Annotated in this window: 10 protein-coding genes; 1 reads left to right on the plus strand and 9 read right to left on the minus strand. The window is 59.8% G+C overall.

What is annotated here, in order from left to right; all coding sequences use genetic code 11:
• The first annotated feature begins 874 nt into the window (after window positions 1–874).
• Window positions 875–2,341: an ATP-dependent DNA helicase gene (locus AC1EKE_RS05790; RefSeq protein ID WP_480308639.1), complete on the plus strand. Its 1,467-nt coding sequence runs from the start codon at window positions 875–877 to the stop codon at window positions 2,339–2,341.
• On the opposite strand, the gene hemW is transcribed toward AC1EKE_RS05790, so the two are convergent.
• From hemW to clpB, 9 genes are all read right to left on the minus strand, one after another.
• Window positions 2,338–3,465: a radical SAM family heme chaperone HemW gene (gene hemW, locus AC1EKE_RS05795; protein ID WP_480308640.1), complete on the minus strand. Its 1,128-nt coding sequence runs from the start codon at window positions 3,463–3,465 to the stop codon at window positions 2,338–2,340. The genes AC1EKE_RS05790 and hemW overlap by 4 nt on opposite strands.
• A 3-nt stretch (window positions 3,466–3,468) precedes the next feature.
• Window positions 3,469–4,059 (minus strand): helix-turn-helix transcriptional regulator, encoded by a 591-nt coding sequence (locus AC1EKE_RS05800; RefSeq protein WP_480308641.1) that lies wholly within the window; start codon window positions 4,057–4,059, stop codon window positions 3,469–3,471.
• A complete protein-coding gene (locus tag AC1EKE_RS05805; RefSeq protein WP_296161209.1) occupies window positions 4,056–4,757 on the minus strand; it encodes a hemerythrin domain-containing protein in 702 nt (233 codons plus the stop codon). The genes AC1EKE_RS05800 and AC1EKE_RS05805 overlap by 4 nt, the downstream gene beginning before the upstream one ends.
• A complete protein-coding gene (locus AC1EKE_RS05810) occupies window positions 4,754–5,518 on the minus strand; it encodes a UDP-2,3-diacylglucosamine diphosphatase (RefSeq protein ID WP_480308642.1) in 765 nt (254 codons plus the stop codon). Before AC1EKE_RS05810 ends, AC1EKE_RS05805 begins: the two co-directional genes overlap by 4 nt.
• A 13-nt stretch (window positions 5,519–5,531) precedes the next feature.
• Complete coding sequence (locus tag AC1EKE_RS05815; RefSeq protein WP_297129492.1) at window positions 5,532–5,861, minus strand: iron-sulfur cluster assembly protein; 330 nt, start codon at window positions 5,859–5,861, stop codon at window positions 5,532–5,534.
• A complete protein-coding gene (locus tag AC1EKE_RS05820) occupies window positions 5,858–6,928 on the minus strand; it encodes a S41 family peptidase (RefSeq protein WP_480308643.1) in 1,071 nt (356 codons plus the stop codon). Before AC1EKE_RS05820 ends, AC1EKE_RS05815 begins: the two co-directional genes overlap by 4 nt.
• Before the next feature lie 4 nt (window positions 6,929–6,932).
• Window positions 6,933–7,871: a hypothetical protein gene (locus AC1EKE_RS05825; protein ID WP_480308644.1), complete on the minus strand. Its 939-nt coding sequence runs from the start codon at window positions 7,869–7,871 to the stop codon at window positions 6,933–6,935.
• Entirely contained in the window at window positions 7,864–10,599 is a 2,736-nt protein-coding gene (locus tag AC1EKE_RS05830; protein WP_480308645.1) for a DNA gyrase/topoisomerase IV subunit A, read from the minus strand. Before AC1EKE_RS05830 ends, AC1EKE_RS05825 begins: the two co-directional genes overlap by 8 nt.
• A 1,599-nt stretch (window positions 10,600–12,198) precedes the next feature.
• The gene (gene clpB, locus AC1EKE_RS05835) at window positions 12,199–14,790 is read right to left on the minus strand and encodes an ATP-dependent chaperone ClpB (RefSeq protein WP_480308646.1); all 2,592 of its coding nucleotides are present in this window, start codon (window positions 14,788–14,790) and stop codon (window positions 12,199–12,201) included.
• Window positions 14,791–15,148: the final 358 nt, after the last annotated feature.

Consider the following 15,148-nt stretch of genomic DNA (forward strand, 5'->3'; position numbering starts at 1 on the left):
ATAAGTGTATGTTGAGATCCCATTACAAGTCTGTGTCGATGACGTTACAAATCAGGCGAAATCCGCCCATCCCGGCCGATCGCCGAGGGGCTGGGTTGCGCTATATTATCGGACGGGTCGGACAAGTCGGACGAGTCGGACGGCGCAGAGGACACCTGCTCTCACCGACCTCCCGCGCCCACCGATTCCGCAGGAGCGGGACCGGGGTTGCACCCCGGAGGGGTGCTCGCTCCATAGCCACGGGTCGAGGGGCGCAGCCCCGATGACCCGTGGATCAGCCGACGCATACGATAACGCCCCCTTGTGGGTCGCAGAGCAGGCATCCCCATCCTGCCGATCCCACAAGGGGTGCACCGCCTGCCGTCCGGCAAGGGACCCCGACAGGGGTCCCTTCTGCATAGCCCGGTGGTCGAGGCACGAAGTGCCGAAGACCCCGGGTCTCCTGCGATACGCCTTATAGATACGACCCCGACAGGGTGTCGCTCCCTCGGGCGATCCTCCATTACGAGCGACCCCTGGCGGGGTCGAGGGGATAAAGGAGGGCTATGCTTTCCCGGGGTCGTCGGGGCGGCGCCCCTCCGACACCCGGGCTACGAAAAACGCACCCCTCCGGGGTGCCCGCTCACCGGGCGCGCTATGTTATCGGACGAGTCGGACAGTGCAGAGGACACCTGCTCTCACCTGGGAAATCCATCTATCTCAGCCGTTCACGCTGAGGCCTGGCTATCCCACACCCATAGAAAGAGATCGTTTGTTACCTCGGTCAATTCTTTTACCGATATTAGAGATCACTAATACCGATATTAGAGATCACTAATATCGGTATTAGAATGGAGCGTGTGGCGGGACGCTCCCTAAGCGGTATATTTGCGGTATGACAGAGCGATCAGCAATACTTGACTTCTTCCCCTTCACCCCGACGCCGTCACAGGCGCGGGTGATCGATAAGCTGGACGACTTCCTCCGCCACGGGGAGGAGGACTCACTCTTCCTCCTCCGTGGCTATGCGGGGACGGGTAAGAGCAGCCTCGTCGGTGCCTGGACCCGGATGCTGGTCTCGATGGGCGTACCGGTGAGGCTCTTGGCACCGACGGGGCGGGCAGCTAAGGTGCTGGGCGCCTACTGCGGCATGCCGGCCTACACGATCCATCGGACGATCTACCGTCAGCGGATCGGAGCGGGAGGCGCTTTCACCTACGACCTCGGGTACAACGCCGGGCAGCAGGGGACCGTCTTTGTGGTCGATGAGGCGTCGATGATCAGCAATCAGAGCGAGGGGAATGACTCCTTTGGCAGCGGTCGGCTGCTGGATGACCTGATGGACTTCTGCCACTCAGTGCCGTACAGCAGGATCGTGCTCATCGGTGACGATGCACAGCTTCCCCCTGTCGGCACGCCGCAGAGTCCCGCACTCTCGCCGGACTACCTGCGGGGCTACTGCTCCCACCTCTACGAGGAGACGCTGACCGACATCGTGCGGCAGGAGAGCGCCGGCGAGATCGTCCTGACGAGCTACGACCTGAGGCAGCGGATCGCTGACCTGCAGCAGGGGCAGCCGTGGACCGAACCTCTACTGGCGACCCCGCGCAGGGGCGGGGAGGTTCGGATCATCTCGGGGTACGACCTGCCGGAGCTGATGGAGGAGTCCTACCGAAGGGCGGGGCAGGAGGAGACGGTGCTGATCACGCGGTCCAATCGCGAGGCAGAGTCCTACAACCAAGGCATCCGCCACCAGACCCTCGGCTACGAGGAGGAGGTGGTGCCGGGCGAGCGGCTGATGGTGGTGCGGAATAATTACTTCTACCAACCGGTGGATGGTGAGGGAAAGCAGACCGGGGGCTTCATCGCCAACGGCGAGATCCTGGAGGTGCGGGACGCGCGCCGTACGGCGGAGCTGTATGGCTTTACCTTCAGGGACGCAGAGCTGGTGGATGGCGAGGGGGGCTTCATCTCAGCGAAGATCCTCTTAGAGAGTCTCTACAGCGGCACCGCAGCCCTCACGGGCGAGCAGCGACAGCTGCTCTTTGACAACGTCGCCCTCGACTACCCCGGGGTGCAGTCGCGCCGGCAGCTCTACTCGGAGATGCGGAAAAACCCCTACCTCAATGCGTTGCAGATCAAGTATGCCTACGCCATGACCTGCAATAAGGCTCAGGGCGGTCAGTGGCGCGAGGTCTTTGTGAGCTTCGGGTACCTGACTCCGGAGATGATCGACCTGTCGTTCCTCCGGTGGTTCTACACAGCGGTGACGCGCGCCACAGAGCGGCTCTACCTGATCGACCCGCCCGCCTTCATCTTTGGGCAGACCGATGAGGAGGCGATCCAGCTGAGGGACCTTTAGATCAGGTCAAGGATAATGGCGTCGGAGATGTCGATCCCGTGGAGGGAGAGGTGGAGCCGATCGCCCTCAAGCAGCAGATCGCCCGATGCTAAGTAGGGCTGTGCCCTCTGTAGCACCTTTTCCCTAACTCCTGAGGCGAAGAGACTATCCATCTCGCTCAGCGAGAGACCCTCGCAGGTCCGCAGGCGGGTCAGGACGTACTCCTCGAGAGCCATCTCGGGGGTGATGCGCTCGTAGGTGCGACTGAGGAAGGGGGTGGAGCGGAGGAGCTGACGACAGTAGAGCGTGACGTCGCTCGGATCGTAGGATCTCCAGGGGTGGATGTAGCTGTGCGCGCCCGGTCCGAGACCGATGTAGGGGATCCCGTGCCAGTAGGAGCTATTGTGCCTCGAGCGGTAGCCGGGGAGGGCATAGGCAGAGATCTCATAGTGCTCATACCCTGCCGACCGCAGTCGCTCAGCGACATAGTGAGACTGCCGGAGGCTCTCCTCCTCATCGATGGCGCTTACCCGCCCTCGCCGCAGTCGGTAGTGGAGCGGGGTCCCCTCCTCGTAGATCAGGTGGTAAGCGGAGATGTGGGTCGGCTCTAAGGCGACCAGTGCATCGAGGTCAGCCCTTTGGGTCTCCTCGGTGGAGCCGGGGATGCCGTAGATCAGGTCGAGGGAGATATTTCTCACCCCTCGGCGGTGGAGCTCTCGGACGAGCGCCCACGTCTCCTCGCCGGTGTGACGCCTTCCGAGGAATCGGAGCAGGCTCGGGTCAAAGGACTGTGCACCGATGCTGAAGCGATTGACCCCCGCTGCGATCACCTCGTCCAGGCCCAGTGTGGAGAGGTCCCCGGGATTGCACTCAAGGGTGACCTCCGCCTCGGCAGCGACGTCAAAGGAGCGACAGAGCCGGCGGATGATGTCGCCGATGGCTCGCCCACTGAGGAGCGAGGGGGTGCCACCGCCGAAGTAGATGGTCTCCACCGGCTCTCCCGCCAGCTCGTAGGAACGCAGATCGATCTCAGTGGCGAGCGCCCTCAGGTAGTCCTCGACGGGGTGGAGGTTGGTGACGGAGTAGAAGTCGCAGTAGGGACACTTCGTCTTGCAGAAGGGGATATGGACGTAGACCCCGGCCATCGGTCAGATCTTGATCTCCTCGAGGCTCACCAGCTTATTCATAATCGCATAGACGGTGAGGCCGGAGGCGGAGTGGATGTCGAGCTTCTTGACGATATTGCGCCGATGCGTGGTGACGGTATTGATGGAGATGAAGAGCTTGTCGGCGATCTCCTTATTCGTCATCCCCTTGACGACGCCGATGACGATGTCTCGCTCGCGCGGGGTGAGCTCCCCCACCACCTCTCTCTCACCCTCCTCGGCCGTGAGGAGAGCGGAGATCAGGTCGATCACTTCCTTATCGCTCTCCTCGGCGGATAGATGTCCCTCGCACCGCTCTGCCAGCAGCTCATCGGTGATCGTGTCGCAGTATAGGATGAAGCGCGTCTCGGGCAGGTCAGCCATGGTCCGGAGCGTCTCGATGAGTGGTGGGCTACAGACATTGCAGGAGACGATGAGGATGTCCGGGCGGAGGCTCCGTATGGTCCGGACGAGGGTAAAGGGGTCCCTCAGGGTATGTACTGTCACCTCGGCCCCCTTCTCCCGACCGATGAGGGTCGCGAGAGCCTCCTGTGTGCGGCTGTCGGAGAGCGCTATGAGTAGGTTGGCTTTCATCGTGAAGGGCTCACCTCAAGAGCCTTGATGCAGGGGATGAAGATCTGATTTTCTATATCATTGTGGTTGAGCAGCTCCTCACCACAGGCGTAGAGGTCGTGGAGGACGTTGTAGAGCTTGAGATTGGCCTCCCAGGTGTAGTACTTCAGGAAGAGGCTCTTCAGCTCATGCATCTTCAGCTCCACCTGATCGTGGTGCTTCTCAAAGTTGATGATGCTGTAGTCTCGCTTTCCCTCCCCTCCCCGGAGCAGTCCCTCAGCGTAGGGGAAGACCACCTCGTCCTCGTAGTGCATATGATTGCGCACCTCCTTGCAGTAGTCGGCAAAGTAGCGCTGCACCACCACCCGTATGTCGTGCGGAGCACCCTCGAGTGCCACCTCGAGCGCCTCGCCGATGTCGGGCAGCCGAACCTCTAAGAAATAGCGATGGCTAGTGCGGAGGAAGGAGATGATCTGCGCCACATCGATCGTCTCAGGATCCGGCGTGAGTGTCTCCCGCAGATCGGGGTAGAGGTCGAAGTGGACGAGGTACATGAAGGTGTCGGTATCCACGTGATTGGCCTCGCACACCTCGCGTATCGTGTGGTCGCCCATCCCGAGGGGGATCCCGAGACGAGAGATGAGGGAGAAGATGTTGTAGTGCTCGCTCAGCAGGTCAGCCATCCTCGAGTGGTCTGTGTAGTGTCGCCGATTGGTCATACTTGGTAGCGCTTAAGTGTGAGTGTCTCGCCGTCCCAGACGGCATAGCTATGGTACTTGATCCAGTCCCCGAGGAGGATCACGCGGCTGTGATCGCCCACGGGATGATCCGCCATACGGTGGCGGTGACCGAAGAGGTAGTACTCGGGTGCCTCCCCGCCCCTCTCGCGCGCATCCGCCTCAGCATAGCGCACGAGATACTCCTCCCCGATCTCCGGCTGTGGGAGCTGCCGGCTCTTCCTGAGACCTCGCTCGCGACTCCTCCGCGCCCACCCTTGGGCAAGTGGGATCGTCAGCCATGCGGGCAGGAGGCCATAGAAGAACTGGCACACCCTCGAGTGGAAGATCGCCCGCGTGACGGCGTAAGCCTTGCTCGGTGCATACTCGTCGCCGTGAGCGATGAAAAAGCGGTGTCCCTCCAGCTCCATCGATGTCGCCTCTCGGTGCAGTGTGCAGCCGATCTCCGTGGGGAGGTAGTCGGAGATCCAGATGTCGTGATTGCCGGTGAAGAAGTGGATCTCCACGCCCTCGTCCGCCATCTCGCCCAGCAGCCCTATCGTGCGGGTAAATCCCCGCGGCACCACCTGCCGGTACTCGTACCAGTAGTCAAATATGTCGCCCACCAGTATGAGTCGCTTCGCTTCAGGCTCTATACTGTGGAGCCACCGGACAAAGAGTCGCTCCGCCTCTCGAGGATCGTCGTGGTAGGGCGATCCGAGGTGGAGGTCGGAGGCGAAGAAGGTCTTGGTGCGGGCAGTCATGGTAGAGGAAGGACTACATCATCCCCAGCTCCAGCTTAGCCTCATCGCTCAGCATAGACTGGTCCCACTGGGGCTCAAAGGTGATCTCGATATGGACCTCTGTGATCCCCTTTACAGCCTTGACCTTCATCTCGAGATCCTCGCAGAGGAAGTCGCTGACGGGGCAATTGGGCGACGTGAGCGTCATGGTGATATTGACGACGCCGGTATCGTGATCCACATCGACATCGTAGATCAGTCCCAGGTCGTACACATTGACCGGGATCTCGGGGTCGTAGACGGTGCGGAGGGCGGCGATGATCCGCTCCTCCAGCTCTAGTGGATTCTTATCTTGATTGCTCATTCTGTGCTTTCTTTACTATCCTTGGCGCACTTAAGTAGGTAGAGGATCCCCTCGCTGAGGATCAGGTCGGGCGCCTTGGGGTTCTTATCAAAGGTCTCATTGGCCACCTCCTTGTCGGGTGCGATGCCACCCTCGATCGACCGCTTGTGTATGTCGAGGCTCTTGACGGCGGAGTAGCGCACGCGCCAGCCATTGGGCAGCTCCGAGGTGGCGGGCATACCGCCGCCTCCACCGGAGGGGAGACCGATGCGGTAGACGTTGGGGGCGAGGGCGACCTTGACGAGGAAGTCATTCGTCGCGCTGTAGCAGCCCCGGTCCTGGAGGATCACGAGGGGCTTCTTGGTCCAGCGCCGACCCTTGGCAGGAGTGACGTAGATCTCCTTGGGCGTCGAGTAGCTGTCTCGTCCCGGTCCGGTCTTGTGGGTCGCATAGCCGACCAAGGTCCGCTCGTCAAAGAAGTAGCCGGCGAGGTCGGAAGCGTTGCTGACGAGACCGCCCCCATTTCCCCTCACGTCGAGGATGATCCCATCGGTATTGTCGAAGTACTTCAGGATGAAGTCCATACTGCCGAGGGACGAGGAGAAGCTATTGTAGCGGATGTAGCCGATGCGGTGGTCGGGCTGCCCCTTGATGCCAAAGTTATTGTAGAGCATGCCTCCCGACTGCATGAGACGGCCGGAGATCTGTCTCTGCCTCACATAGATGTTAAGTCCCTCCGTAGGGTCGCCCGCCCAGTCGCTATTGGCACTGACATCAAAGCCGGTCATGAGATTGACATGTCCATCGTGCAGCTCATTGAGCATCTCCGCCATGAGGTGAAAGAAAGCGAGGTCATTGGCCACCTTCTTCTCCTCCATAAGGTCGATCTTCTTACTGTAGGCGGTGTGGATCGAGTCCCAGTCGATGCCCTTCTCGTCGAGGAAGCAGTAGCGCTCGTCGATGATCGTCCAGAGGGCCTCAAAATTGGCTCTGTAGTCGGCATTCTCCGGCTGCGAGGGAATGCAGGCTGAGAGTCCGAGGAGGAGGGCCACCACTGCGGGTAGAGTGTGTGTGAGTCTGAGTGCCATAGCCTTAGTATGATGAACTGACGTGAGCGGAGCGGAGGGCGCGCCCACCAGAGAGAGCAGAGGTCTCAAGGGTGAGCCCCAGGACAAGGCCGACGCTGCCAAGCTGGTACTTGGTATGATTGATCTGCTCCGTGGTGCCGATGTGCTGAAGCCCGACGACCCAGGTGGTGCTGTGGATCGGCAGCTCGATGAGCAGTCGCTGACGGATCGAGCGACTATTGTGCGGTGCGGTGAGGTAGAGACGGATCGGAGCCCTATTATCCCCCGAGACATACTCGTAGTAGCTCTGCCCGTAGTCGGGGTGGTAGGCGACGTGGAGGAGGGGGAGCGAAAGGGTGTAGGAGAGGCGCATCGGGAGCGTCTCCCACGGGATCCGATAGCTGAGGCGGGACCAGGCATCGAGGCCGGTTGTCGCCTTGACATTCGCCACGTTATTGCTATTGGAGAGCTTGAGATTGCCCTGCACCGTAAGTGACCAGGCGGGCGCAACCTCCAGCCTCAGTCCGCTTCGCTCCAGCAGGGTGTAGGCAAAGGCTGTCTGTGTGTAGAGACCGGGGAGATACATCGGGGTTCCATTCGCCTTATTTTTCGGCATCCCGAGCCCTAAGTCCAGGTCTTGCCTGAGGTGCCAGCGGTCGGCAAAGTAGGGGCGATCCACCCCGAGCGAGACCCGGAGGTCATCTCCCGTGTGGGCGGAGGGGCTCACATACTGATCGATGACGCCTACCCGCCCACCGATGAGCAATATCTCGCGGTGCGTGGTGTAGAGCTGCCCATCGTAGGTCCACGGCTCACCGTGGATGTACTCTCGTGTCTGTCGGCCGAGCTTCTCAAGTCGGTCACTCACTCTCTGCCTCCATCCTCCGGTCTGTGCCACACCGGGGAGAGAGAGGCTCAGAGTCAGGACCAGCAGTAGTGCAGCCTTGCGGTATCTCTTACTCATCCTCTTCGTCCTTAAATGCCAGTCTCTGCTGACGGGTTACCTCCTCGATCACCTGCGCCTCCTCCTCGGCTCTGTCGTCCACGTCGGGCTCTCCCTCGCCGTCGGGGGCATCCTCCTCGTCCGGATCATCGTCTCCCTCCTCATCCTCAGGTCGCTTCAGGGGCTCCAGCTCGCGCGCCTCCGTAACATGACTGGTGCTGATGCGCTTGCCCTTAGCTCGCACCCCCTTGACGGCGATGAAGTCCTCCGCCTCGATCTCCTCCGCCGGTCCCTCCTCGTAGACTACCTCCACGCGGGCGTAAGGCTCATCGGAGAGGAGGAGAAGGGTGTCGTCGGGATTGGTGAGGATGGAGTCTTTCTTCCGCAGCTTATCCTCCTCGAGGAGGAAGCGCTTCAGGTAGGTGTAGCCCTCCTTGCTATTGTGGTAGACAAGGGTCCAGACCTTCTCCGGATCATACTGCTCGATCACGAGGATATTTCGCTCGAAGTGGTTGCTGTCGGAGAAGTCGGAGAGGTACACCGTGCCGTCGTCGAGCACCACGAGGAGCTTGTCGTCTCCCATAAACTCGCCTAAGTAATCGCCCCGCTCATCGTAATTGAGGCGGAAGACGTCGCGATCAAACCATACGTCCCTGCCTCCGAGGGTGCTCTTGCCCTCCTCCTTGAGCGAGATGCGGAAGACCGGCTCCTTCGTCAGGATATTCCCTCGCGCTTGGCGTCCCTTGATCAGCAGGTCGGCAAAGTCGGTCTCAAAGATCAGCCCACTCTTGCGCCGCCGCTTCTTGGCACTCGGCCGCAGCACGGTCTTGATCACCTCCGCCTCACCATTGGGATTAGCAGTGAAGTAAAGCACCTTGGACTCCGGCTTCCCGCGCGTCAGGTCGTACTCCCGGTCGCGGATCACAGAGGTGACGGCGAAGCGCTTGATGAAGGCGGTACCCTCCTTGCCGTCGCGGTAGACGACGTTGTAGATCGTCCGCTCGTCGCCTCGCACCCAGCGCGCCACGTGGATGATGTCCTTGCCGACGAAGCTCTTCTCGCTCACCTTGGTGATGAAGTAGACCCCGCTGCGGAGGAAGACGATCACGTCATCGATGTCGGATACGTCGCCGACGTACTCCGCTTTCTTGAGCCCCGTGCCGATGAAGCCCTCCTTGCGGTCCACGTAGAGCTTCTCACTCTTCACCGCCACCTTTGCCGCCTCGATGTCGTCGAAGCTCCGGATCGTCGTCCGTCGCGGGTACTGCCTCCCGAAGTCCTCGTACAGCGTCTCGTACCAGCTGATCGCCTCACAGCGGACATCGCCGAGGCGTCGCTCGGTATCTGCCATCTCGTCCATAAGGTGGGCGATAGAGGCGTCGCTTTTTTCCTTATTAAACTTCAGGATCCTCGCCATCTTGAGCTCCAGGAGGTGCTTCAGGTCCTCATCCGTCACGGGACGGAAGAAGGTCTCCAGCGCATCCTCCAGTCGCCCTCGTATGTGTGCCACCACCTCGGGGATGCTCTTGGCTTCTTCGAAGTCTTTATCCTTGTAGATCCGTCGGGTGATGAAGAGCTGCTCGAGGGACTCCAAGAGGTGCTGCTCCTGCAGCTCACTCAGCCGGATCCCCAGCTCGGCACGGATGTAGCCCATCGTCCGCTCACAGCCGTCCGCAAGCACCTCACTCACGGTGAGGAACTCCGGGTGGTCGTCTCGCACCACGCAGCAATTGGGCGAGAGAGAGATCTCGCAACCGGTGAAGGCGTAGAGCGCATCGATCGTCTTGTCGGGCGAAACACCGCCGGGCAGCTGGATCTCGATATTGGCCTCAGCGGCGGTCTTGTCGTTGATCTTCTTGATCTTGATCTTCCCCGTCTCATTCGCCTTCAGGATCGAGTCGATGAGGGAGCCCGTCGTGGTCGAGTAAGGCAGCTCAGTGATTGCGAGGGTGTGGGAGTCGACCTTCTCGATCCTCGCCCGCACCTTCACCTGACCACCTCGCTCTCCGTCGCTGTACTTGGCGACATCGACCAGACCGCCGGTGGGGAAGTCCGGGTAGAGCTCGTAGGGCTCCCCGCGGAGGTAACTGACGCAGGCCTGCAGCAACTCGCCCACGTTGTGCGGCAGGATCTTGCAGGAGAGTCCGACGGCGATGCCCTCGGCGCCCTGTGCGAGGAGGAGGGGAAACTTCACCGGCAGATTGACCGGCTCCTCGTTGGCTCCGTCGTAGGAGGGGACGTAGTCGGTGATCTTGGGGGAGAAGAGGACCCTCTTGGCGAGGGGCGTGAGGCGTGCCTCAATGTAGCGCGGGGCCGCTGCGCCGTCACCGGTGAGGAGGTTGCCCCAATTGCCCTGACACTCGATCAGTAGACGTCTCTGGCCCAGCTGCACGAGGGCGTCCCCGATGCTCGCATCACCGTGCGGGTGTAGCTGCATCGTCTGGCCGACGATATTCGCCACCTTGATCAGCCGATCCTCCATCTGCGACATCGTGTAGAGGATCCGTCGCTGGACCGGCTTGAGCCCGTCAGAGATATAGGGCACCGCCCGCTCCAGGATCACGTAAGAGGCATAGGAGATGAACCAAGAGCGATACATCCCCGACAGCACGTAATTGCCGTGGCTGTCGTGGGTCCGCCCATACCGCACCTCGTCGGCCAGCGGCGCCCCCTCCTCGGTCGGCGCCAGCCCCTCCTCCGTGTCGGTCAGGTGATCTTCTCTCTCCTCTCCCTTATCCTCTCTATCCATAGACTTAATTATTCTCTCCTATTTGTCTCCTAAAGCTTACAAATTTAAGCATTAAATGCGACATCTCTGACAGCCCATTTTTACTTTTGAGGGGGTAACGCATTTGAGCTCATCGTGAAGAGTAAGGACTGATGCGTCCATTGTGGTTGCCATCATGCCATCTATTTAATTGCGCCCCAGCATAATCCCAAGGACAAGGATCATCCGACTGCGTGGCACCCCGGGAGCGCTATATTATCGGACAGGTCGGACGTGTCGGACGAGTCGGACGGCGCAGAGGACACCTAGAAGACACGTCCATCCCGCCGATCTCGCAGGGGCGAAGTGGCACCCCCTTGCGGGTGCCTCACGGATAAGCCCACCTTGGTATATCATTACCCTAATGCGTCATCCCTGTAGACATACGTCAGAGCATACGTCTAAATAATACCGTACTGAGCCACCAACAACAGAAATCAGGGGTTATGGCTGAGGGGGCAGGTCACCCGGGACAAAAAAAAGGATCCGAGCCGGTCCCGCACCTTTTTGACTTCTCAAGTATCTTATCCTCAGTCAATTCCCCCATAATAACGCTTAACATCTGTCGCGAAACAATACATCATTCACGACAACATATGCAGCCATTATCCTCGAAAAAACTCCAGGAAAAAGAGACACAGGAGGGATGACGCAGTAGCCATTCATCTCATCGTGAAAGATTAGGGAACCGAGCACCCCCTTGCGGATGCCCGCTTCTTAGCCACCGGTCGAGGGGCGTAGCCCCGAAGACCCGTGGACCAGGCGGTACAAGTAAACCCTCGACCCCGCAAGGGTGTCGCACTCCCCGGGCAGGCTTGAGGTTGACACCCTTGCGGGGTTATGGGAGGGGAGGATCTCTGTACGGCGACCCACAAGGGGTCGAGGGGGTAGGGAAGGGTCTTTGTACATCGGTCACCGCTTCGCGGATGACCGATGCCTATGGAGCGAGCACCCTTGCGGGTGCCTCACGGTTGAGCAATCCTTGGTATATCATTACCCCAATGCACAAAGGCGTCACCCCCGGCCTCGCATCCACCTAGATGCCGGTCCTCACTCCGTTTTCCCGAGTTCGTCTGTTTTGCATACATTTGTGTCAGAGATAGTATGCGAGATATGGAGCACAGTGAAGGGGAATACACATTGACGAGAGCGGCTCTGGGACACCTGCTGGACTGGATCCTGATCGGTCTCGGACTGTATGTGCTTAAAGTTATCTCCTGGGGACCGACTCTGAGTATAGTAATTTCTCTCTCTTACGGGGTCATCCTGCTTGTCTGTATCTACCTGCTGGTACGATCGCTTGTGCGTGACCTTCGCAAATAGATACTAACAAAAAGAAAAAGGATCCGAGCCGGTCCCGCAGTGGGGCTGACTCGGATCCTTTCTTGTTGAGACCTTTGCATAATACCCCATCTGCGGCGTCACTTTCGAGATTCGGGCTTGGTCATGTGCGTTAGCACACTCCCTTCGCCCTCACTCTCAGTTCCTTGCATCTGGGGCATTCTGCAAAGTCCCTGCCGAAAAAGCGGTGCTTTTTCGGCGAAAGACCATTTTGCAAAGGTCTTTTGTTAGGAAACGGTATTACTTATTGTGGAAGGCGAAGTCGCCATGCTCGGCATCCAGCTCGATCACGCTGTCGCGCCGGAGGGTGCCGCTGATGATGTCCGTGGAGAGGGTATTGAGCACCCTGCTCTGGATCACCCGCTTCACGGGGCGTGCACCGAACTGCGGGTCGTACCCCTCGTGGGCTATCTGCTGCACGGCAGCATCGGTGTAGGTCAGCGTGATGCCATTGGAGGCAAGGGTCTTGACCACCCGGTCGAGCTGCAGGCGTACCACCTCCGCGATCTGCTCCTCTGTGAGGGGACGGAAGACCGTGATCTCATCAATACGATTGAGGAACTCAGGGCGGATCCGCTCCTTGAGCATATCCATCACCTCAGCCCTTACCTTGCCGACGACCTCATCGGCATTTGCCTTCGTCATGCTCTCGAGGCTCTTCCGGATCAGGTCACTACCCATATTGGAGGTCATGATGATGATCGTATTCTTGAAGTCCGCCGTTCGCCCCTTATTGTCCGTCAGGCGACCATCGTCCAGCACCTGGAGTAGGACATTGAAGACATCGGGGTGCGCCTTCTCGATCTCATCGAAGAGGATCACCGAGTAGGGCTTCCGCCGGACCGCCTCAGTGAGCTGTCCACCCTCCTCGTAGCCGACGTATCCCGGAGGGGCACCGACGAGGCGGGAGGCGGAGAACTTCTCCTGATACTCGCTCATATCAATGCGCGTCATCATATCCTCATCGTCAAAGAGGATCTCCGCCAGCGCCTTCGCCACCTCCGTCTTGCCGACACCGGTGGTGCCGAGGAAGAGGAATGAGCCGATCGGGCGCTTGCTGTCCTGCAGGCCGGCACGACTGCGGCGGACCGCATTGGCAATTGCGGTGATCGCCTCGTCCTGACCGATGACCCGCTTGTGGAGCTCCTCCTCGAGGTGAAGGAGCTTCTCCCGCTCGCTCTCCATCATCTTGGTGACCGGGATGTGGGTCCAGCGGGATACCACCTCTGCGATATCCTCCTCATCGACCACCTCCTTGATCATCGCCTTGCCACTCTGAGCCTCGTGGAGCTTCTTCTCCGCCTCATCGATGCTCTCCTGCAGCTGCTGGAGCTTGCCGTACCGGATCTCCGCCACCTTGGCGTAGTCGCCCTCGCGCTCGGCGCGCTCGGCAAGGAGCTTAAGCTGCTCCTGCTCGGTCTTCGCCTTCTGGATCAGGTCGATCTGATCCTTCTCTCGCTGCCACTGGCTCTTGAGCGCAGTCTGTCGCTCGGAGAGATTGGCCAGCTCCTCATCGATCGCACGGACCTTATCCTCATAGCCGTCACGCTTGATGGCGACACGCTCGATCTGGAGCTGCTTGATCCTCCGTTCCACCTCGTCCAGCTCCTCCGGCATGGAGTCGATCTGCATGCGGAGACGGGCTGCCGCCTCATCCATCAGGTCGATCGCCTTATCGGGGAGGAAGCGGTCGCTGATGTAGCGCCGAGAGAGACGGACGGCGGCGACGATTGCCTCGTCGAGGATGCGCACATGGTGGTGCGTCTCGTACCGCTCCTTCAGTCCGCGGAGGATACTGATCGCATCCTCCTCGCTCGGCTCATCCACCATCACGATCTGGAAGCGCCGCTCAAGCGCCCGGTCGGTCTCGAAGTACTTCTGATACTCACCGAGTGTGGTGGCACCGATGACCCGGAGCTCGCCCCGGGAGAGAGCCGGCTTGAGGAGATTGGCGGCATCCATGGCGCCCTCGCTCTTGCCTGCACCGACGAGGGTGTGGATCTCGTCGATGAAGAGGATCACCTGACCATCAGAGCCCTTCACTTCGTTGATGACGCTCTTGAGTCGCTCCTCAAACTCGCCCTTATACTTCGCTCCGGCAATCAGCGCCCCCATGTCGAGGGAGTAAAGCTGCTTGTCCCGAAGGTTCTCCGGCACATCGCCCCGCACGATACGGCGGGCAAGGCCCTCGGCGATGGCGGTCTTGCCGACGCCAGGCTCACCGATCAGGATCGGGTTATTCTTCGTCCGGCGACTGAGTATCTCCAGCACGCGCCGTATCTCATCATCCCGACCGATTACCGGGTCGAGCTTGCCCTCGCGAGCCGCTGCCACGAGATTGGTCGCATACTTATTGAGTGCGTTGTAGGTCTCCTCCGAGGAGGGGGAGTCCGCCTTAGCCCCCTTGCGAAGCGACTGCACCGCCTCGAGCATCGTCTGATAGGTGATGCCCTGATCCTTGAGTCGGCGACCGGCGGTGGTATCGGTCTTGAGGAGCGCCAGGAAGAGGTGCTCCACTGCGATATACTGATCGCTCATCTCGGCAGCGATACGCTCCGCTGCATCGAGCACTGAGGCGAGATCCCTACTGAGGTAGGGCTCCCCGCCCTGCACCTTAGGGAGGGCACTGAGGTCCTCCTCGATCCTCGACCTAAGCGTGTCGAGGTTGCCCCCACACTTGGGAATCAGGTACTCTGCCACCTGATCCCCCTCTGCGGTGAGGGCTGCAAGGAGGTGCTCCGGCTCGATCGCCTGGTGGCCACGCTTGCGCGCCTCCTCCATAGCCTGCCGGATCATCTCCTGCGACTTGATTGTGTACTTATCCCAATTCATATTCACTTTATTCTTTTCGTTTTATTCTGAGACCATAAGTACAAAAACGAAGCCCCACCCTATCTGTCAGTCCATTATGTCTTTTCGTAGAAATAAAAGTCAGTCGTGGCAGTCCATGCTGTCACTTGGGGGGACAAGTAGGGCAGAAATCCTTTAGGGATAAAAGGGAAATCTAATACCGATAATAGACTTCACTAATACCGATATTAGATTTCTCTAATATCGGTATTAGTCGGAGGGGGTAGGGGTGACGGTGATGCACCCCGGCAGGGGTGCATTTTTCATAGCCCGGGTGTCGGAGGGGCGTAGCCCCGACGACCCCGGGAAATCATAGCCCTCAATTCCTCGACCCCGCCAG

The organism is Porphyromonas sp. C0041D3, from assembly GCF_056590575.1.